This window comes from Paraburkholderia sp. 2C (genome assembly GCF_054589215.1).
In genome coordinates, this window is the sequence record NZ_BAAILL010000046.1 from 121,317 (window position 1) to 140,762 (window position 19,446).

Annotated in this window: 15 protein-coding genes and 2 tRNA genes; 11 read left to right on the plus strand and 6 right to left on the minus strand. The window is 62.6% G+C overall.

What is annotated here, in order from left to right:
• A partial coding sequence (locus ACYPXD_RS24260) for a ketopantoate reductase C-terminal domain-containing protein (protein WP_459717025.1) occupies nt 1–468 on the plus strand: 468 nt, incomplete at its 5' end.
• A 103-nt stretch (nt 469–571) separates the two neighbouring features.
• On the opposite strand, the gene ACYPXD_RS24265 is transcribed toward ACYPXD_RS24260, so the two are convergent.
• Nucleotides 572–1,027 (minus strand): MarR family winged helix-turn-helix transcriptional regulator, encoded by a 456-nt coding sequence (locus ACYPXD_RS24265; RefSeq protein WP_459717027.1) that lies wholly within the window; start codon nt 1,025–1,027, stop codon nt 572–574.
• Between the two features lie 64 nt (nt 1,028–1,091).
• The gene (locus ACYPXD_RS24270) at nt 1,092–2,246 is read right to left on the minus strand and encodes a glycerate kinase (protein ID WP_459717029.1); all 1,155 of its coding nucleotides are present in this window, start codon (nt 2,244–2,246) and stop codon (nt 1,092–1,094) included.
• A gap of 602 nt (nt 2,247–2,848) precedes the next feature.
• Between ACYPXD_RS24270 and tig the strand changes: the two genes are divergently transcribed.
• The 8 genes from tig (at nt 2,849) to ACYPXD_RS24310 (ending at nt 12,251) form a co-directional block, all read left to right on the plus strand.
• On the plus strand, nt 2,849–4,198 hold the full coding sequence (gene tig, locus ACYPXD_RS24275) for a trigger factor (RefSeq protein WP_459717032.1): 1,350 nt from the start codon (nt 2,849–2,851) through the stop codon (nt 4,196–4,198).
• Nucleotides 4,199–4,344: 146 nt separating this feature from the next.
• Nucleotides 4,345–5,016 carry an ATP-dependent Clp endopeptidase proteolytic subunit ClpP gene (clpP, locus tag ACYPXD_RS24280; RefSeq protein ID WP_075157265.1) on the plus strand — a complete coding sequence of 224 codons (672 nt, stop codon included), beginning with the start codon at nt 4,345–4,347 and terminating at the stop codon, nt 5,014–5,016.
• Between the two features lie 237 nt (nt 5,017–5,253).
• On the plus strand, nt 5,254–6,525 hold the full coding sequence (gene clpX / locus ACYPXD_RS24285; RefSeq protein ID WP_219799963.1) for an ATP-dependent Clp protease ATP-binding subunit ClpX: 1,272 nt from the start codon (nt 5,254–5,256) through the stop codon (nt 6,523–6,525).
• A 187-nt stretch (nt 6,526–6,712) separates the two neighbouring features.
• On the plus strand, nt 6,713–9,136 hold the full coding sequence (gene lon, locus ACYPXD_RS24290; protein ID WP_459717037.1) for an endopeptidase La: 2,424 nt from the start codon (nt 6,713–6,715) through the stop codon (nt 9,134–9,136).
• A 365-nt stretch (nt 9,137–9,501) separates the two neighbouring features.
• Nucleotides 9,502–9,774 carry an HU family DNA-binding protein gene (locus tag ACYPXD_RS24295; RefSeq protein WP_459717039.1) on the plus strand — a complete coding sequence of 91 codons (273 nt, stop codon included), beginning with the start codon at nt 9,502–9,504 and terminating at the stop codon, nt 9,772–9,774.
• Between the two features lie 183 nt (nt 9,775–9,957).
• Nucleotides 9,958–10,033 (plus strand) — tRNA-Val (locus ACYPXD_RS24300).
• Between the two features lie 54 nt (nt 10,034–10,087).
• A tRNA-Asp gene (locus ACYPXD_RS24305) sits at nt 10,088–10,164 on the plus strand.
• Nucleotides 10,165–10,313: 149 nt separating this feature from the next.
• Entirely contained in the window at nt 10,314–12,251 is a 1,938-nt protein-coding gene (locus ACYPXD_RS24310; protein ID WP_459717042.1) for a SurA N-terminal domain-containing protein, read from the plus strand.
• 181 nt (nt 12,252–12,432) lie between these two features.
• Here the strand turns inward: ACYPXD_RS24310 and ACYPXD_RS24315 are convergent, their stop codons facing one another.
• Together ACYPXD_RS24315 and ACYPXD_RS24320 are read right to left on the minus strand one after the other, a co-directional pair.
• Nucleotides 12,433–12,774, minus strand: a complete 342-nt coding sequence (locus ACYPXD_RS24315) for a hypothetical protein (protein ID WP_459717045.1) — start codon at nt 12,772–12,774, stop codon at nt 12,433–12,435.
• A 118-nt stretch (nt 12,775–12,892) separates the two neighbouring features.
• A complete protein-coding gene (locus ACYPXD_RS24320; RefSeq protein ID WP_459717046.1) occupies nt 12,893–13,630 on the minus strand; it encodes an arylesterase in 738 nt (245 codons plus the stop codon).
• Here ACYPXD_RS24320 and ACYPXD_RS24325 point away from each other — a divergent pair.
• Nucleotides 13,629–14,315: an ABC transporter ATP-binding protein gene (locus tag ACYPXD_RS24325; RefSeq protein WP_459717048.1), complete on the plus strand. Its 687-nt coding sequence runs from the start codon at nt 13,629–13,631 to the stop codon at nt 14,313–14,315. The two genes, ACYPXD_RS24320 and ACYPXD_RS24325, sit on opposite strands and share 2 nt — an antisense overlap.
• Before the next feature lie 117 nt (nt 14,316–14,432).
• Here the strand turns inward: ACYPXD_RS24325 and pgi are convergent, their stop codons facing one another.
• Nucleotides 14,433–16,055 carry a glucose-6-phosphate isomerase gene (gene pgi, locus ACYPXD_RS24330; RefSeq protein ID WP_459717050.1) on the minus strand — a complete coding sequence of 541 codons (1,623 nt, stop codon included), beginning with the start codon at nt 16,053–16,055 and terminating at the stop codon, nt 14,433–14,435.
• Between the two features lie 386 nt (nt 16,056–16,441).
• Between pgi and ACYPXD_RS24335 the strand changes: the two genes are divergently transcribed.
• Entirely contained in the window at nt 16,442–17,302 is an 861-nt protein-coding gene (locus ACYPXD_RS24335; protein WP_459717052.1) for a CPBP family intramembrane glutamic endopeptidase, read from the plus strand.
• Between the two features lie 39 nt (nt 17,303–17,341).
• On the opposite strand, the gene ACYPXD_RS24340 is transcribed toward ACYPXD_RS24335, so the two are convergent.
• Entirely contained in the window at nt 17,342–18,973 is a 1,632-nt protein-coding gene (locus ACYPXD_RS24340; protein ID WP_459717076.1) for an NAD(P)H-hydrate dehydratase, read from the minus strand.
• Nucleotides 18,974–19,446 lie beyond the last annotated feature (473 nt).

Below are 19,446 nucleotides of genomic sequence, written 5' to 3' on the forward strand. Positions count from 1 at the left end.
GCGAATGGCGGCTTGAGCGAGCAGGCGGCCGCGTTTGCGGAGGCCATGCGGATCGGCGGTTTCGACGTCGCGCTATCCGACGCGATTCGCGCGGAGATATGGGCGAAGCTGTGGGGCAATATGAACATGAACCCGCTCAGCGCGTTGACCGGCTCGACCGCGGACCGTCTGCTCGACGATCCGCTGACGCACGCGCTCGTGCTGCGGATGATGGAAGAGGCTGCGGCAATCGGCGCACGGCTCGGGCTGTCGGCCGGCATGAGTCCGGACGAGCGTCTCGCGGTCACGCGCAAACTGGGCGCGTTCAGGACCTCGATGCTGCAGGACTTCGAGGCGGGACGGCCGCTCGAGGTCGAGCCCATTCTCGGCGTATTTCCCGAACTGGGCCGCAAGCTTGATGTGCCGACGCCGTTTTGCGATGCGGTGCTCGGGTTGTTGCGGCAGAGGGCCGCGAACAGCGGGCTTTGAAGCACGACTTTGAAGCACGACTTTGAAGCACGACTTTGAAGCACGACTCTGTGCGCGACCTTGAAGCGGCGTGGCGTCGAATCGCAGCGTCTACCCGGTGTTGCTACTCTTCATCGCGCTCGAGCGCAGCATCGATGACCTTGTCCAGTGTGGCGCCGAGCACGGCTTTTTCGCGCTCGTCGAGGCAATCGAACAGGTCGCTGTTCCACTTGCGCGCGATCGGCATGACTTTGCGATACAGCGCACGCCCTTCGGTGGTCAGCGAAACGAGCACGACCCGTCCGTCGTCGTCGCTTGCTTCGCGTCGCACGAGCCCCTGCTTGATCAGCGCTTCGGCCGCGCGGCTCGCCTGACTTTTGTCGAGGTTTGCATGGCGCGCGAGGTCCATGATCGAAAACGGACCGAACGAGCCAACCGATGCAATCACGCGCGCTTCAGGCAGCGTCACGCCAAGCTTCTCCAGATATCGATCACTGATACCGCGCTCGGAGAGTTTGTTGAGTATGTGCAGACGATACGTCAGAAACTGTTCGAGTCCGGCTTTATCGGAGGCCTTCATGGTCTTCCTGTTGGGAGTGAATGCGGTCGTGGCGCTGTGATTGTTGCCGCATCCGCTCCGCGGGTCAACGCATGCGGTGCATGTCGTATCGCAGACGCGTCAATTGCTCCGCTTCATTCGCGAGCAAACGCGCCGCGTCGCGAATCGCGGTCTCGAGCGTGATGGGTCCGGGCGCGGGCGAAAAGCATCCACTGAAGTGTTCCGTGAGTCGCGGCAGCGCGGCCGGATCGATCGCGCCCGAGAGCAGCGTCGCGGGCACACCGGCCGCGCGCGCGTGGCGGCATGCGATGAAGGGCGCTTTGCCGTGCAGTGTTTGCACGTCCGAACGGCCTTCGCCGGTGATAAGCCAGTCCGCGTCCTGCAATGCTGCGTCGAGGCCGATTTGCCGCGCTACCACTTCGGCCCCCGGTTCGAACTGCGCGCCGAGCATATGCAGCGCGAAGCCGAGGCCGCCGGCTGCGCCGGCGCCGGGCAGGTCGCGCGCGTTGCGCGCAAGCGCGGGCTCGAGCAGATCGGCAAAGCGGGCGAGGGCGGCGTCGATCGCGATGACCTGATCGGGCTTCACGCCCTTCTGCGGACCGAACACCGCGGTTGCGCCATGGTCGCCGGTAAGCGGATTATCGACATCGGACATGCCGACGAATGTCGCTTCGGCGAGCCGCGCATCGAGTTGCGACACATCGACTCGCGCGGCGCGCGCGAGTTGTTCCGGAGTCGGTTCGAGTTCGTTGCCCTGCGCATCGAAAATCCTGAGGCCGAGGCCGACCAGCAGACCCGCGCCGCCGTCGTTCGTGCTGCTTCCGCCGAGTGCGACATAGAAGCGGCGCACGCCTTCGTCGAGCAGAGCGCGAATCGCTTCGCCCATGCCGCGCGTGCTGCGGTCTTCGACCGGCACGCCCATGCCGACCGGATCCGTAATGCCGACCACTTCGGCTGTTTCGATGATCGCGCTGCCGTCGCCGACAAGTCCCGTGGCCGCATCGCGCGCGGGGCCGGCCGCGCCGCGCACGGTCAGCGTGCGGCGTTCGCCGCCGCGCGAAAGCATTGCGTCGAGCGTGCCTTCGCCGCCATCGGCCATCGGGCAGATGCGAATGTTCGCGTCCGCGCGTGCGCGGCGAATGCCGTCGGCGATCGCCTGCGCGACCTCTTCGGCGCTAAGCGAGCCTTTGAACGAATCAGGAGCGATGACAACGACAGGCGCGGACGACGGATTAGGCATGATGTCTCGTGATGATTGGTGTTGTGGCCGGTGTGCGCGGCACGGGCAACGGTGTTGAAGCCGGCCTGCCCGACCGCGTCCGCTAGCTTAGCAGCATGGCGCTTGCGACTGAATATGCCAGATGGCATAGGGCGGATCGTTGTGCGAACACACGTTGCGCGAAGCGACGAGCGGCGTCGCAGGCGGATTGCGCGAAGGGTTCGCGCGGGCCGTTTTCTTCAAGCATAGGCGCAGCATCGGCGGCGCGAAATCGACCTCGAAATCGCCCCAAAAATGCCGCCGCGTCCGGCCGAACGTCGATTCGCGGTGGACCGCGCAAATAGTTTGGTAAAATATTTGGCTCTCTGACCCAAACTGCGTCCGCACCGTGCGTGCAAGCGGCGGCGTGCAGCCAGCGTGCAGTCGGCATCGAGCGGTACCAGGCGGGTATCAAGCCGCAGCAGGCGGTACCCGGCCGGCATGAACCTGGTGTGCAAGCGGCAAGACTGAGGAGCGACGCCGAAGCGGCACTCAATGGTTGAGACTGTCAGCAATTCGGACGTCGGCGGAAGGCGCAGAAAAGATAACTGATTCGCTCGAATAATTTTAGGACGATTGAAGCCATGGCTAACGTTGTTGAGAACCTCGGCAAGCTCGAACGCCGCGTGACGATTTCCCTGCCGAAGGATGCCGTGCAGAAAGAAGTGGATTCGCGCATCCGTCAACTGGCGAAGAACGTGCGCATGCCCGGCTTTCGTCCGGGCAAGGTGCCGCTCAAGATGGTGACTCAGCAGTATTCCGGTCAGGTGGAAGCCGAAGTGCTGAGCGACAAGGTCGGCAAGGAATTCTTCGACATCAGCCGCGCGGAGAATCTGCGCGTGGCCGGTCAGCCGAGCTTCAGCCCGAAGACCGATGCGGAAGAAAACGCCTATGCGTTTGACGCAACCTTCGAGGTTTATCCGGAAGTGCAGCTGGGCGACGTGGCGACCGCCGAAATCGAGCGAACCACGACCACGATCAGCGACGCGGAAATCGACCGCACGCTCGACATCCTGCGCAAGCAGCGCGTGCATTACCATGCGCGCGGCGAAGCCGGCGCGCATGGCGACGGCGGCGCGGACACGGCAGCGAAAGACGGCGACCGCGTGACGGTCGACTTCGTCGGCAAGCTCGAAGGCGAAGCGTTCGAGGGCGGCAGTGCGGAAGACTTCGCGTTCGTGCTCGGTGAAGGCCGGATGCTGCCGGAATTCGAAAAGGCCGCGCTAGGTCTTTCGGTCGGCGAAGCGCGCGAATTCGACCTCAAGTTCCCGGACGACTATCACGGCAAGGACGTGGCCGGCAAGACCGCGCAGTTCACGATCACGATGAAGAAGATCGAATGGCCGCACCTGCCCGAAATCGACGGCGAGTTCGCGAAGTCGCTCGGCATCGAAGACGGCGATCTGACCAAGATGCGCGGCGAGATCAAAGATAATCTCGAGCGTGAAGCGAAGCGCCGTACGCAGGCTGTCGTGAAGAACCAGGTCATGGATGCGCTCCTGAAAATCTCCGAACTCGACGTGCCGAAGGCGCTTATCGAACAGGACCAGCAGCGTCTCGTCGAAATGGCGCGCCAGGATCTCGTGCAACGTGGTGTGCCGAACGCGCAGAACGCGCCGATTCCGGGTGAAATGTTCAAGGAGCAGGCAGAGCGCCGCGTGAAGCTCGGCCTCGTGCTCGCCGAACTCGTGAAGGCCAACGACCTGCAGGCGAAGCCTGAGCAGATTCGCGCTGAAGTCGACGAATTTGCGAAGAGCTACGAAGACCCGAAGGAAGTCGTCCGCTGGTATTATTCGAACCAGCAACGCCTTGCCGAGATGGAAGCGTTCGTCGTCGAATCGAACGTCGTCGATTTCGTGCTCAGCAAGGCAAAGGTGACGGACAAGGAAGTGAGCTTCGAAGAGCTGGCAAGCGCAACGGCGCAACAGGCTTAAGCGTTGCTGCTACGGCGTGCCGGCTGTCCGAGCGACGGCTGCACGCCGTTTTTGCTTTTCGGGTTTTTGTTGTCCGACTGATACTTGAATAGCGCTCAAGCAGCACTCACCTGTCCAGTACTTATTTCCAGACAAGGATCCATTGCATGACCTTCCGCGCGCAAATGCTGGACACGTTGACGTCCCAGACGCTGACCTCGCAATCGAGGGATCGGGATCTTGAAGCGCAGGCGCTCGGTCTCGTGCCGATCGTCGTCGAAACGAGCGGCCGTGGCGAGCGCTCGTACGACATCTACTCGCGTCTCCTGAAAGAGCGCGTCGTGTTCCTCGTCGGCGAAGTGAACGATCAGACCGCGAATCTCGTGATCGCGCAGCTGTTGTTCCTCGAGAGTGAAAACCCGGACAAGGACATCAGTTTCTATATCAACAGCCCGGGTGGTTCGGTGTCGGCTGGCATGGCCATTTACGACACCATGCAGTTCATCAAGCCTGATGTGTCGACACTGTGCATGGGTCTTGCCGCCAGCATGGGCGCTTTCCTGCTCGCAGCGGGCGCAAAGGGCAAGCGTTTTGCGTTGCCCAATGCGCGCGTGATGATTCACCAGCCGCTGGGCGGCGCGCGCGGTCAGGCGTCGGACATCGAAATCCAGGCCCGTGAAATCCTGTATTTGAAGGAACGGCTGAATCAACTACTGTCCCATCACACGGGTCAGCCGGTCGAACGCATTCAGCGCGATACGGACCGCGACAACTTCATGTCCGGTGACGATGCTCAGGCGTACGGTCTCGTTGACCAGGTGCTGCACAAGCGTCCTTAAGCGGCGTCCTTAATCGGCGTCCTTAAGCCGCGTCGTTAATGGTGCCCGGGCGTCGCTGATCCGGCGCGTTTTTCCGACAAATAGGGGAAAGAGCGCCGGGTAAAAGCGTTGTGAAATAATAAGACCCGTCTGATCGCCTGCGGCAAACGCCGTCAGCTTTGCACATGCCCGCCCCGGAGTGGGGGCGGGGCAAACGGCGTATCATGTTACTCGGAGTGTCCGGAGGCTCACATATCTATGGCGGACAAAAAAGGTTCGAACAGCGAGAAGCTGTTGTATTGCTCGTTTTGCGGCAAAAGTCAGCACGAGGTCAAAAAGCTGATCGCTGGCCCGTCGGTGTTCATCTGCGATGAATGCATCGACCTGTGCAACGAAATCATCCGCGACGAGGCGGCAGGCGCGGGGCTCGAAACCGGTATGTCGAAGTCAGATTTACCGAGCCCGCAAGAAATCCGCGAGATTCTCGATCAATACGTTATCGGCCAGGAACGCGCGAAGAAAATTCTCGCGGTGGCCGTCTACAACCATTACAAGCGTCTGAAGCATCTCGACAAGAAAGACGAGATCGAGTTGTCGAAGAGCAACATCCTGCTGATCGGCCCGACCGGCTCCGGCAAGACGCTGCTCGCGCAAACACTCGCGCGACTGCTCAACGTCCCATTTGTGATTGCGGACGCAACGACGTTGACCGAAGCGGGCTACGTCGGCGAGGACGTCGAGAACATCATTCAGAAGCTGCTGCAAAACTGCAACTACGAAGTTGACAAGGCGCAGCGCGGTATCGTCTATATCGACGAAATCGACAAGATCAGCCGCAAGTCGGACAACCCGTCGATCACGCGCGACGTGTCGGGCGAGGGCGTGCAGCAGGCGCTGCTGAAGCTCGTCGAAGGCACGATGGCGTCGGTGCCGCCGCAAGGCGGCCGTAAGCATCCGAATCAGGATTTCATCCAGGTCGACACGACCAATATTCTGTTCATCTGCGGCGGCGCGTTCGACGGTCTGGAAAAAGTGATTGTCGACCGTACCGAGAAGACCGGGATCGGTTTCGGCGCCAGCGTCAAGAGCAAGCAGGACCGCGACGCCGGCGAAGTGCTGCGCGATGTCGAGCCGGAGGATCTGATCAAATTCGGGTTGATTCCCGAATTGATCGGCCGTTTGCCGGTGGTCGCGACGCTCGGCAAGCTCGACGAAGCGGCATTGATGAAAATTCTGGTCGAACCGAAGAACGCGCTCGTCAAGCAATACCATAAGCTCTTCAACATGGAGCGCGTCGAACTGGAAATCCGGCCGGCCGCGCTGCAGGCTGTGGCCCGTAAGGCGATCCGCCGCAAGACGGGCGCTCGCGGTTTGCGTTCGATTCTGGAACAGGCGTTGCTCGACGTGATGTACGAATTGCCGGCAATGAAGGGCGTCAGCAAGGTCATCATCGACGACAACGTGATCGACGGCGACGGCAAGCCGCTGCTGATCTATGAAGACGCACCGAAGGTAGCGGGTTCGAATTGATCGGCGCTTCCCGATTTTTGAGAAAAGGCCGTTCATGGCGACGTGAACGGCTTTTTTCGTTTATCTTGTGGTCAGGCTGGACTGCTTTTTTGGTGTCACTGAACTTTTCTCCACACGCGTAGGCTTGCAATCCTTTCTCGCGGCCTTAATTACCGAACGAAACTGATTCCACTCATGGGGAAATGAAATGTCAGGAACCCAACTCCTCCCGCCGGAACGCGTCACGCTCCCGCTGCTCCCGCTGCGAGACGTGGTCGTCTTTCCGCACATGGTGATCCCGCTCTTCGTCGGGCGGCCTAAGTCGATCAAGGCGCTGGAAGCGGCGATGGAAGGTGGCAAGCACATCATGCTTGTCGCCCAGAAAACGGCGGCCAAAGACGAACCCACCGAAAAGGACATGTACGAAGTAGGGTGCGTCGCGAACATCCTGCAAATGCTGAAGTTGCCCGACGGCACGGTGAAGGTGCTCGTCGAAGGGTTGCAGCGCGCCAAAACGCTGTCGATCGAAGAACAGGAAACGCAGTTCTCGTGCGAAGTCATGCCGCTCGAGCCCGATCACGCCGATAGCGCTGAAACCGAAGCGCTGCGCCGTGCGATCGTCTCGCAGTTCGACCAGTACGTGAAGTTGAACAAGAAGATCCCGCCGGAAATTTTGACGTCACTGTCGGGCATCGACGAAGCGGGCCGTCTCGCGGATACGATTGCCGCGCATCTGCCGCTCAAGCTCGACCAGAAGCAGCACATTCTGGAGATGTTCCCGGTTATCGAGCGCCTCGAGCATCTGCTCGCGCAACTCGAAGCCGAAATCGACATTCTGCAGGTGGAAAAGCGCATCCGCGGGCGCGTCAAGCGTCAGATGGAGAAGAGCCAGCGCGAGTACTACCTGAACGAGCAGGTCAAGGCTATCCAGAAGGAACTGGGCGAAGGCGAAGAGGGTGCGGATCTCGAAGAACTCGAGAAACGCATCACGGCCGCGCGCATGCCGAAGGAAGCCAAGAAGAAGGCCGATGCCGAGCTCAAGAAGCTGAAGCTGATGTCGCCGATGTCCGCGGAAGCGACGGTCGTGCGCAACTACATCGACACGCTGATCGGCTTGCCGTGGCGCAAGAAGAGCAAGGTCAACAACGACCTGTCGAATGCGGAACGCGTGCTCGACGAAGATCACTTCGGCCTCGAAAAGGTCAAGGAACGGATTCTCGAATATCTCGCGGTCCAGCAACGCGTGGACAAGGTGAAGGCGCCGATCCTGTGCCTCGTCGGGCCCCCGGGTGTCGGCAAGACCTCGCTTGGACAGTCGATTGCGCGCGCAACGAATCGCAAGTTCGTGCGTATGGCGCTGGGCGGCGTGCGTGATGAAGCCGAGATTCGCGGTCACCGTCGCACGTATATCGGTTCGATGCCGGGCAAGATCCTGCAGAGCCTGACCAAGGTCGGCGTGCGCAATCCGCTCTTCCTGCTCGACGAAGTCGACAAGATGGGCATGGATTTCCGCGGCGATCCGTCGTCGGCGCTGCTCGAGGTGCTCGATCCGGAGCAGAACCATACGTTTGCCGATCACTACGTCGAGGTCGATTTCGATCTGTCGGACGTGATGTTCGTCGCCACGTCGAACTCGCTGAACATCCCGCCGCCGCTGCTCGACCGGATGGAAGTGATCCGTTTGTCGGGTTACACGGAAGACGAGAAGGTCAGCATCGCGCAACGTTACCTGCTGCCCAAGCAGAAGAAGAACAACGGCTTGCGTACCGGCGAGATCGACGTGACCGAAAGCGCGATCCGCGACATCATTCGCTACTACACGCGTGAAGCGGGCGTGCGCTCGCTCGAGCGTGAAGTGTCGAAGATCTGCCGCAAGGTCGTGAAGATGCTGCTGCTGAAGAAGGCGGATGGCGCGGTGACCGTCGATGGCGGCAATCTCGACACGTTCCTCGGCGTGCGCAAGTACGATTTCGGTCTGGCTGCGAAGGAAAACCAGATCGGCCAGGTCACGGGTCTCGCATGGACCGAAGTCGGCGGCGATCTGCTGACGATCGAAGCGGCGGTGATGCCCGGCAAGGGCAATGTGATCCGCACCGGTTCGCTCGGCGACGTGATGAAGGAGTCGGTCGAAGCGGCGCGTTCGGTGGTGCGCTCGCGTTCGCGTCGTCTTGGCATCAAGGACGAGGCGTTCGACAAGCAGGACATCCACATCCACGTGCCCGAAGGCGCGACGCCGAAGGACGGTCCGTCCGCCGGTATCGCGATGACGACGGCGCTCGTGTCGGTGCTGACGGGCATTCCGGTGCGCGCCGATGTTGCGATGACGGGTGAAATCACGTTGCGCGGCGAAGTGCTGCCGATCGGCGGGCTGAAGGAAAAGCTGCTCGCGGCGCACCGCGGTGGCATCAAGCTCGTGCTGATTCCGGAAGAGAACGTCAAGGATCTGACGGAGATTCCTGACAACGTGAAGAACGCGATTGAAATCGTGCCGGTCCGCTGGATCGACAAGGTGCTCGAACTCGCGCTCGAGCGTACGCCGGCGCCGCTGCCCGAGGAAGAGCCGAAGCCGGCGACGCCCGTGGGCGAAGCGGCGACCGAGTCCGGCACGGCCAGCGAAGTCGTCAAGCACTAAGCTGACCGACTGGAGTGGATGGAAGCTGGCTGACAGAAACGAAAGCATCATGCAAAAACCCGCGGCTCACGCCGCGGGTTTTTTATTTTTCGCTGACGCACAAGAACCGGCTTTTATAGCCGTCTCTGCCAAACGTTTGCACCACCGTCGCGCCTTGTGCAATGACTTGCGCGCGCATCGACCGGGGTCGCAAAAATTTGTCATGAAAACCCTGTAAAAAACCGCCTGGATTGGGCCCAACCCCGGTTGACACGGCGGTTTCGGCTCATTCTAATAAACGGCCCGGCGTTTCTGCCGGGCCGTTTTATAAAGCGCGCGCATTACAGGCGCATTAACGATTGCCAACAACATTCTCGGGGGTTGGAATGAATAAAACGGAATTGGTCGACCACATTGCCGAACAAGCCGATATTTCGAAAGCGGCGGCAGGACGCGCGCTCGACGCCATGATTGGCGGCGTCAAGGGCACGTTGAAGAAGGGTGGTTCGGTCACGCTGGTCGGCTTCGGCACCTTCGCGGTCGGCAAGCGCACCGCGCGCACGGGTCGCAATCCGCGCACCGGCGCCGCGATCAAGATCAAGGCAGCCAAGGTGCCGAAATTTAGACCTGGTAAAGCTCTGAAGGATGCGTTAAACTAGCAGGCTCTCTGGCTGAGGGCGAAAGGTTTCTGAAGGGGTGCGATTCGGGGTGTACCTTCCCGGGGTGTATTTTCCCAGGGTGCATTCTTCCCCAAGCGAGTCCGCGCTTCAGTCAGCAGCGAATGACGACGCGAACGATAAATGGCCTATAACAATGGCACATGAGTCGCGCGCATCAGGAACGGGTGCTTAGCTCAGTTGGTAGAGCGGCGCCCTTACAAGGCGTAGGTCGGGAGTTCGAGCCTCTCAGCACCCACCAGTTCCAGTCGTCGCGAGTATTGAGCAGTCACACTGAGCAATCAGTCGGTAATAAGGAGTGGTAGTTCAGTCGGTTAGAATACCGGCCTGTCACGCCGGGGGTCGCGGGTTCGAGTCCCGTCCACTCCGCCAGCATCCTAGCAAGGCGAACTGCGAGGCGAACTCCGGTTCGCCTTTTTTGTTGTCCGCTGTTGTACTATCGGGCGTTCCGTTTTTCGGCCACCCCGTTCTTGCAACCCTGTCCACTGGATTTCCTGTGGACTGTTTCCGCGCTTGAAAGCATGCTCGATTTTTTCCGCAATCACCAACGTCTGATGATGTTCATGCTCGTGCTGGTTATCCTGCCGGGCTTGGGCTTCGTGGGCATCCAGGGCTTCCGCGGTTTCTTTGACGAGAGCGCGAACGTCGCAAGCGTCAACGGACACAAGATCACCCGCGCCGAATACGACAACTCGATGCGCATGCAACTGGATCGCGCGCGTCAGATGCTCGGCAACCAGTTCGACATGAAGGCGTTCGATACGCCGGAGCGGCGCAAGGACATGCTCGACGGCATCATCCAGCAGCGCGTGCTCGCCGACGAAACGCAACGGCTGCATCTGACGGTTTCCGACGATGCGCTGCGCCGCGCGCTGATGAACGACCCCGTTATCGCATCGCTGAAAAAGCCCGACGGCACGATCGATCTCGATCGCTACAAACAATTGCTCGCCATGCAGGGCATGACGCCCGATCAGTATCAGGAGCAGGTCCGCTACGGCATGGCCATGCAGCAGTTGCCGGCGGCGATCCAGAGTACCGCGTTCGTGCCGAAGGCGCTCGCGCAGCGTCTCACGGAACTCGCCGAACAGCAGCGCGAAGTGCAGGGTCTCGCGTTCCGCGCGCAGGACTTCGCATCGAAAGTGCAGCCGACCGACGCGCAGCTGCAGGCCTTTTACGACGCGCATAAGAGCGAATTCCAGACGCCCGCGACGGCGACGATCGAATACGTCGTGATGTCGCCGGCCACGCTCGCGGCCGCCACGCAGCCGACCGACGCGGACCTCAAGAAGTACTACGAAGACAACATCGCGCACTATCGCACCGAAGGCGAAGTGCGCGCGAGCCATATCCTGATCACGGCGCCGAAGGATGCGAGCGCGGCTGACAAGGACAAGGCGAAGCAGAAGGCCGAACAGATTCTCGCGGAAGTGAAGGCGCATCCCGATCAGTTCGCCGCGATCGCCCAGAAGGAATCGCAGGATCCGGGCTCGGCATCGAAGGGCGGCGATCTCGGTTACTTCACGCGCGGCATGATCGCGGGCGGCAAGGCCTTCGACGATGCCGTGTTCAGCCTCAAGAAGGACGAGGTCAGCAATCTCGTGCAGACCGACTTCGGCTATCACATCATCAAGGCGACCGACGTGAAGCCGGCCGTCACGAAGCCGTTCGACGACGTCAAGCAGGCCATTCAGAAGGACGTGCAGGCACAACAGGCCGCGAAGACCTTCAGCGACGATTCGGAGGGCTTCACGTCGATCGTCTATGAACAGGCGAAGAGCCTCAAGCCCGCTGCCGACAAATACAAGCTGCAGGTTCAGACGGCCACCGTCACCGATCATCCGAGTCCGGCGCTGCCGCCCGACAGCCCGCTCAACAATCCGAAGTTTCTCGCGGCCGTATTCGCAAGCGACTCGGTCAAGGACCGTAACAACACGCAGGCGATCGACGTCGGCAACAACACGCTGATCTCCGCGCACGTCACCGATTTCAAGCCGGCCGAAGTGCCGCCGCTCGACAAGATCAAGGATGCGGTTCGCCAGAAGGTGATCGCGCAACAATCGGCCGAGCTCGCGCAGAAGGAAGGCGCAGCGAAGCTTGCCGATCTGCAGAAGTCGAAATCGACGGCGGGTTTCTCGTCGGCGTTGAAGGTGTCGCGCAACGATCCGCAAGGCGTGCCGCCTGCCGCATTGAGCGCAATTTACAAGGTCGATGCGCAGAAATTGCCGGCCTATGTCGGTGTCGATCTCGGCAGCGACGGCTACGCAATCTATCGCGTGAACGCGATCGTGCCGCCGGCGGCCGTCGATCCGCAGCATCTCGCGGGCGCGCAGCAGCAGATCGCGCAGGTCGATGCGCAGGCGCAGATGCAGGCGTATCTCGATGCGTTGCGCGTGCGCTCGAAGGTCGAGCTGTTCGGCTCGCTCGATAGCCCGCAAACTTCGTCGAGTGGCGACTAGCACGCGAGGTCGGATGCACGCGCATGCGTATGCGCCTTCGCATGCATATGCATCGCGGAAACGCATCACTCAAACGCATCACCGAAACGCATCACCGAAACGCATCACGCAGAAAAAAGCCCCGCAAATGCGGGGCTTTTCCTTTTCTCCTGGTACTTCGAATGGTTCAGGCAAACGCGAGCTACAGGCAACCGCTGATGTCGCCGGTATCCGCGCTGCCACCGCCTGAGCCCGGCCGGAAACCCACCCACGTTCCGGAGCCCTGATACGACGGACGCACGAGTGCGGCTGAGCCGTTAGGGGGTTGCTGACCAGGCACGTACACGTCCATGGCCTTATCCCAGGCCAGCGTGTTCTGCGACACGACCTGTTGTTGCGACTTGTCGGCCCATTTCTGTGCGATGCACTTGCCGACGGCTGCGGGAGGTTGCTGACTCGTACCCACCGACTGCACACCTGCAGGCGGTTGAGCGGCACAAGCGGAGATCGCCACTGTCAAAGCGATAAGAGGTAAGTGTTTCACGTCATCTCCTTCATAGTCGCTTACAAAAAGAGCCGGTTTGCGGGGCCGGCGATAGTGTCAGATAGACCTCATCCGGGCACGTTCCCCAATATTAGGAAACAAGATGTTAGCGTGCTGTTCACCGCGTCGACGTTGTGCGAAGAAGCGGTTTGACCGCAGGCCACACGTTGTCGAGTAGCACGGGCTGTGCCTGCTGCGTCGGGTGAATCTGATCGGCCTGAAACATATCGGGTTTGTTCGCGATGCCGGCGAGCAGAAACGGCACGAGCGGCACGTGCAGTTCGCTCGACAACGTGCCGTACATGCCATGGAACTTTTGTGTGTAGTCGGGACCGTAATTAGGCGGAACGTACATACCGATCAGCACGACCTTCGCGTGAGCCTGCTGCGCTTGCTCGATGATCGTACGCAGGTTGTCTTCGGTGGTTGAGAGCGGCACGCCGCGCAATGCGTCATTGGCGCCCAGTTCGACAATCACGATAGCGGGCTTGAGCCGCTCGAGCAGCACCGGCAGACGGGCGCGTCCGCCGCTTGTGGTGTCGCCGCTGATGCTTGCGTTCGCAACGCTATAATCGAGCCGCTGATCGGCGAGACGCTGCCGCATCAGTTGCACCCAGCCCGTATCGCGCGGCAAGCCGTACTCGGCGGAGAGACTGTCGCCGAGCACGACTATCACCGGTTTGGCCGCAACCGCGGGCGTGTTCGCCGGCGCATTGGTCTGCGTATAAGTCGGAGCGGCAGCGGAAGCGGCATCGGCATGAGCCGCGACACTCGCGACCAGCACGATAGGCGTCACGCGAGCGGCGACGAGCGCGGCCTGAAAAAGCGCATGCACTTTCAACCTACGCTTCAACATGCAAAACAAATCCGATCCAGTCATCGAAGTGCGGGGTTTGACGAAGAAGGTTAAGGACGCGACGGGCGAGCTAACCATACTCGACAACATCGATCTGTCGATCGAAGCCAGCAGCCGTGTCGCGATTGTCGGTGCGTCGGGGTCGGGCAAGTCTACGCTGCTCGGCTTGCTCGCGGGGTTGGACAGCGCAACGTCGGGGTCGGTTCGTTTGCTCGGCCGTGAGTTGTCCGAACTCGATGAAGACGGGCGCGCCGCGTTGCGCAGCGGCTCGGTCGGTTTCGTATTCCAGTCGTTCCAGCTGATGCCGCATCTGACGGCGCTCGAGAACGTCACGCTGCCGCTCGAACTGCAAGGCGGCATGGCCGCGCGCGACATCGTCGCGCGGGCGCGCGCGCTGCTCACGCAGGTTGGGCTCGGCGAGCGCATGCGTCACTATCCGAAGCTGCTGTCGGGCGGCGAACAGCAGCGGGTCGCATTGGCGCGCGCATTCGTCACGCATCCGGCGATTCTCTTCGCCGACGAACCGACCGGCAGCCTCGACGCCGCGACCGGCCACGCGGTTATCGATCTGATGTTCGAGATGAACCGCGCCAACGGCGCGACGCTCGTGCTCGTCACGCATGACATCGAGCTGGCGCGCCGCTGCGATACGACGGTGACGATCGAGGCGGGACGGCTCGTTTAAGACAGCGCGAAACGCACACACACACAAAACGCACACACACAAAACGCACACAACAAAAAAAGCGGGCCTTCGATTCGAAAGGAATCGAAGGCCCGTTTCTTCCATCGAGGCGAAGCGCTACTTCTTCAACGCCGCCCGTGCCCGCGCGATCAACGCGGACGTCGACGAATCGTGCTTGCCCGCCTCGGGACTCGCCGCGGTCAGATCGGCCTCGACGACCTTGCCGAGAATCTTGCCGAGCTCGACGCCCCACTGGTCGAACGAGTTGATGTCCCACACCGTGCCTTGCGTGAGCACCTTGTGCTCGTAGAGCGCAATCAGCGCGCCGAGCGAATGCGCGGTCAGCGCATCGACAAGGATCGTCGTGGTCGGCCGGTTGCCGGGGAACATGATGTGCGGCACGAGCTGCGGCTTGTCCGGGCCCGCGACCTTCTTCGCTTCTTCTTCGGTGCGGCCGAGCATCATCGCCTCGCTTTGCGCAAAGCAGTTCGCGAGCAGCTTCGGATGATGGTCGGCAAGCGGATGCTCGGGCGTCAGAATCGCGATGAAATCGATCGGCACGATCGTCGGCCCCTGGTGCAGCATCTGGAAAAACGCGTGCTGACCGTTCGTGCCGGGCTCGCCCCACGTCACCGCCGATGTCGCGTAGTCGACGAATGTGCCGTCAAGCCGCGCCTGCTTGCCGTTGCTTTCCATCTCGAGCTGCTGCAGATACGACGGCAGGAAATGCAGCGCTTCCGAGTAGGGCGCCACGAGATAGCTCTGCGAGCCGAAGAAGTTCCGATACCAGATGCCGATCATGCCGAGCAGCACGGGCAGGTTGCGATCGAGCGGCGCGGTGCGGAAATGCTGGTCCATTTCATTCGCACCGGCGAGCAGTTCGTCGAAATGTTTCGGTCCGATCGCGATCATGATCGACAGCCCCACCGCCGACCACAGCGAGTAGCGTCCGCCGACCCAGTCCCACATCTCGAACACGTTCTCGCGCGCGATACCGAACTTGACCACTTCGGTGGGATTGGCCGACACGCCGACAAAATGCTTCGCGAGCTGGTTTTCCGGGCAGCCTTTCTGCAGGAACCAGTCGCGCATCGAGCGCGCATTCGTCATCGTTTCGAGCGTCGTAAACGTTTTCGACACGACGATCGCCAGCGTTTCTTCGGGATCGATATTCTCGATCACACGGTACAGGTCCGCACCGTCGACGTTCGACACGAAATGCGCGGAGATATCGGGCGACGCGATGTGTTTCAACGCATGCACGACCATCTTCGGGCCGAGGTCCGAGCCGCCGATGCCGATATTGACGATATGGCGAATGCGCTTGCCCGTGTAACCGGTCCACTTGCCGTCGCGCACCTGGGTGGCGAATGCGGCCATCTTCGCGCGCTCGGCCTTTACCTGCGCGTTGAACGGCGCGTTCGGATCGCTCGCGCGCAAGGCGGTGTGCAGCACCGCGCGGTGCTCGGTCGGGTTGACGATCTCGCCCGCGAACATCGCGTCGCGGCGCTTTTCGACGCCTGCTTCGCGGGCGAGCTGGACGAGCAGCTTCAGCGTTTCATCGGTGATGCGGTTCTTCGAAAAATCGGCCGAGATACCGCCGCCCGAATACGTGAAGCGTTCGGCGCGGGTCGGGGCGGGGTCGTTCTCGGGTTTGAACCAGTCGCGCAGGCGTGCATCGCGAATCTGCTCGTAATGCGCTTGCAGCGAGGTCCAGGCGGGAAAAGTGATCTTGGTCATAACCGTCCGTCAAACGAAGGGGCTCGAAGGGAGGCGGCGCACCCGGCATGCTTTCCGGGATCGCGGCAGGGCGCCGTCGACGCATTCAGTCACTCAGTATAGCGGCGCACGATCGCAGTGTTCAGTGCGGGGGCTGCAGCCCCAGATAACGGGACGTCGAGGGGACTCGACCCGCCGCGCCGCTCCGGATACCGGATATCCGATGCCGGGTTCAGCGCGCGTTATGCAGCGATACGGTATCGTCGCGCTTGACCGTTTTATTCAGATCATTCGCTCTGCGCCACGAGCTGGCAGCGCTCCGGTCAGCCATGCAGCCGGCCATCCGCCGGAACGATGCGAGGTGTCTGCCGGCCGCGTGCGCGAGCGCATTCTTTTGCGGGGATTCGATGTTCGTCCTGTCCTGGGTCGCGATTTTTCTCGCGGCGCCCGCGACGTGGCTGATCGAGCGGCGCGCGATCGGTGTGGCGCTGCTCGTGATCGGTTACGGTGCGGCGCTCGCGTCGGGCATGCTCGGCGCCGCGGCGCTCACCACCATCGTGGTGCTGATCGTGCTCGCCTATGCGGTGCTGCCGCCTCGTCCGCCGGCCGTGCGCCGCGTCGCGCATGCGCTCTTCATCGTGCTCGCTGTCGCGCTGATCCTGCATTGGGTGCCGGGCTTCCACAATCCGCGCGTGATTCATGCGCAGCGCTTCACCGTCGACGCGCTGCCGTTCTCGATGTACCTGAATCTCGACAAGCCGCTCGTCGCGTTCTGGCTGCTGCTGATGTTCCGCTGGGTACGCGGGCCGCAGAATGCGACGCTTGCGCTTGCCGCGGGCATCGGCGGATGGCTTCTAACGTCGGTCGTCTGCATCGGCGTCGCGCTCGCGATGCGGCTCGTCGTCTGGGAGCCGAAGTGGCCGGCCGATGCGTGGCTTTTCCTCGTCAATAACCTATTGCTCGTTTCGGTCGTCGAGGAGGCATTCTTTCGCGGCTATCTGCAAGGCGGCCTGATGCGGTTGCTGGACGGCCGTCCGTTGGGCAGGACGCTTGCGCTCGTCGTCGCGTCGGTGTTCTTCGGCCTGATGCATTTGCCGGAGGGCGGATGGCTGTGGGTCGTGTTCAGCGCGGTCGCGGGGCTCGGCTATGGGCTGGCCTACCGCTTCGGCGGACTCGGGGCGGCCGTGCTCGCGCACTTCGCGCTCAATGCGACGCACTTTTTGCTGTTCACGTATCCGATGCTGCAGCCCGGTGTGCATGCGGCGTAATGTCGGATGCACGGGCCGGCGCCAGCCGGCAACGCACGTCTATCCCTGCGCCGGATAAAACAGGCGGTTCAACAGCTTGCGCACCATCGGCGCGAGTTCCCCGGCGGTACATCCCGCCGGACCGTCGCCGCGCGCAGTGAGCGCATCCGCGGCGAGCCCGTGCAAATAGACGCCTGCGAGCGCCGCCTCGTACCGCGGCAAGCCCTGCGCGAGCAGCGCGCCGATGATGCCGCCGAGCACATCGCCGGTGCCGCCCGTCGCGAGCGCGGCGTTGCCGGTTGGATTGATCGCGATGCGGCCGTCGGGTGCAGCAATGACCGTGCCCGTGCCTTTCAGCACGACGACGCTCGCAAAGCGGCGCGTCAGCGCGCGCGCCGCGGCGAGCCGGTCGCGCTGCACGGCCGGCGCGTCGATGCCGAGCAGGCGTGCGGCTTCGAGCGGATGCGGCGTGAGAATCGCGGGGTCGTTATCGCGTGAGCCGCGCGCCTCGAGCGCCGCCGCAAGCGACGCATCGCGCGCGAGCAGGTTCAGCGCATCGGCATCGAAAAGTTTCGGCAGATCGAGCGGCAAAACGTCGTGCAGCACGCGCGTCGCACGCTCGCGATGGCCCATGCCGCAGCCGATCGAAAGCGCATCCATGTTCTCGAGCGGCAAGTCGTCGATCGGATGCAGCATCAGTTCGGGATGAGGCGGATCGTAGGCCGGACCGCCTTCGCCGAGCAAGGCGACATGCACCTTGCCGGCCCCCGTATAAAGCGCGGCGCGCGCCGCGAGAATCGGCGCACCGCACATGCCGGTATCGCCGCCGACCACCGCCAGGCTGCCGAACGTGCCTTTGTGGGTCGCGAAATCGCGCGGCGGGAAATGGGCGGCGAAAAGCGCCGGCGCATTCAGCTGCGCGGCGGCGGCGTGATGCCCGCTTGTGTCGAGTTCGAGCGGGGCGACGCTCACCGTACCCGCGAGATCGCGGCCCAGGCCCATAAAGAGCCCCGGCTTCGCGCCGATAAAGGTGACCGTGCAGGTGGCGCGGACCGCGACACCGCCGTCGACGACGTTACCGGTATCGCTATCGAGACCGCTCGGCACGTCGAGTGCGAGCACGCGTCCGTGCGCGGGCGGCGAGCCTGTCGATATCGCTCCCGTCATCGGGAACCCGGAAACATGCAGCGACTGCGCCGCGTCGCCGGGCGTACCCGCGGCGCGCGCCGCGAGGCGCTGCGCAAGCTCGGCGAACACGCCTTCGAGCGGCCGCGCGAGGCCGATGCCGAACATGCCGTCGACCAGCCAGCCGTAGCCGTCGAACGACGCGGGCGGCGTCGACGTGATCTTCACGCCCGCCGCGCGCGCTTCGCTGAGCGCCCAGCGCGCGTCGTCGGGTTTCACTTCGACCGGCATGCAGACTTCGACGGCGACGCCCGCGCGCTGCAATTGCGCCGCGACGACGAGCGCATCGCCGCCGTTGTTGCCCGGCCCCGCGATCAGCAGCACGGGATGCGCGCCATCGACAGAACCGTCGTGCGCGATCCGCTCCATCAGAAAGCGCGCGGCCGCGGCGCCGGCGCGCGCCATCAGCGTGTGCGGCGGTAGCACGGCCGCGGCCTGCGTTTCGAGCGCGCGCAATTCGGCGACGGTGTATAGCGGCAGCGGCCGGTCGTGCGGATTGACGAGCATCGGCGCGGCCGCGGCAGACTGCGCGGACGACGAAGCCGACGCCGCCGACGAAGGGGCAGAGGAAGCAGCGGACGAAGACGCGGAGGACTTGGCAGCGGTCATGGCAGCGTTCGGAAGCGCGTACGGGTAGAAAGGGCGCGGATCGCGGTACGCCCGAAGGCACGCGCCGCGGGCGCAACTACCTTGATGGTAGTGGCAATGTGCGCGCCCGTGCCAGCCGGGCGGCGAAGTCGCTCGTCGAAGCCGGCTGGCTTGCACCGTCGACGCGGCGCGCGAACGGCGCAATGGTTGATCGCGCGTCTCGCGATGTCAGCTTGCCGCTGCGACAGAGACGTGACCCGGCTACCCGCCCGCGCCGCGCCGCATTTCGCCGCTCAAGCCCCCAAGCCCCCAAGCCCCCAAGCCCCCAAGCCCCCAAGCCCCCAAGCCCCCAAGCCCCCAAGCCCCCAAGCCCCCAAGCCCCCAAGCCCCTT

What these genes read in the sequence shown, in the direction of transcription:
- ACYPXD_RS24265 (WP_459717027.1), bottom strand. Translation starts at nt 1,027, where the DNA reads ATGAAGGCCTCCGATAAAGCCGGACTCGAACAGTTTCTGACGTATCGT.
- ACYPXD_RS24270 (WP_459717029.1), bottom strand. Translation starts at nt 2,246, where the DNA reads ATGCCTAATCCGTCGTCCGCGCCTGTCGTTGTCATCGCTCCTGATTCG.
- tig (WP_459717032.1), top strand. Translation starts at nt 2,849, where the DNA reads ATGGCTAACGTTGTTGAGAACCTCGGCAAGCTCGAACGCCGCGTGACG.
- clpP (WP_075157265.1), top strand. Translation starts at nt 4,345, where the DNA reads ATGACCTTCCGCGCGCAAATGCTGGACACGTTGACGTCCCAGACGCTG.
- clpX (WP_219799963.1), top strand. Translation starts at nt 5,254, where the DNA reads ATGGCGGACAAAAAAGGTTCGAACAGCGAGAAGCTGTTGTATTGCTCG.
- lon (WP_459717037.1), top strand. Translation starts at nt 6,713, where the DNA reads ATGTCAGGAACCCAACTCCTCCCGCCGGAACGCGTCACGCTCCCGCTG.
- ACYPXD_RS24295 (WP_459717039.1), top strand. Translation starts at nt 9,502, where the DNA reads ATGAATAAAACGGAATTGGTCGACCACATTGCCGAACAAGCCGATATT.
- ACYPXD_RS24310 (WP_459717042.1), top strand. Translation starts at nt 10,314, where the DNA reads ATGCTCGATTTTTTCCGCAATCACCAACGTCTGATGATGTTCATGCTC.
- ACYPXD_RS24325 (WP_459717048.1), top strand. Translation starts at nt 13,629, where the DNA reads ATGCAAAACAAATCCGATCCAGTCATCGAAGTGCGGGGTTTGACGAAG.
- ACYPXD_RS24320 (WP_459717046.1), bottom strand. Translation starts at nt 13,630, where the DNA reads ATGTTGAAGCGTAGGTTGAAAGTGCATGCGCTTTTTCAGGCCGCGCTC.
- pgi (WP_459717050.1), bottom strand. Translation starts at nt 16,055, where the DNA reads ATGACCAAGATCACTTTTCCCGCCTGGACCTCGCTGCAAGCGCATTAC.
- ACYPXD_RS24335 (WP_459717052.1), top strand. Translation starts at nt 16,442, where the DNA reads ATGTTCGTCCTGTCCTGGGTCGCGATTTTTCTCGCGGCGCCCGCGACG.
- ACYPXD_RS24340 (WP_459717076.1), bottom strand. Translation starts at nt 18,973, where the DNA reads ATGCTCGTCAATCCGCACGACCGGCCGCTGCCGCTATACACCGTCGCC.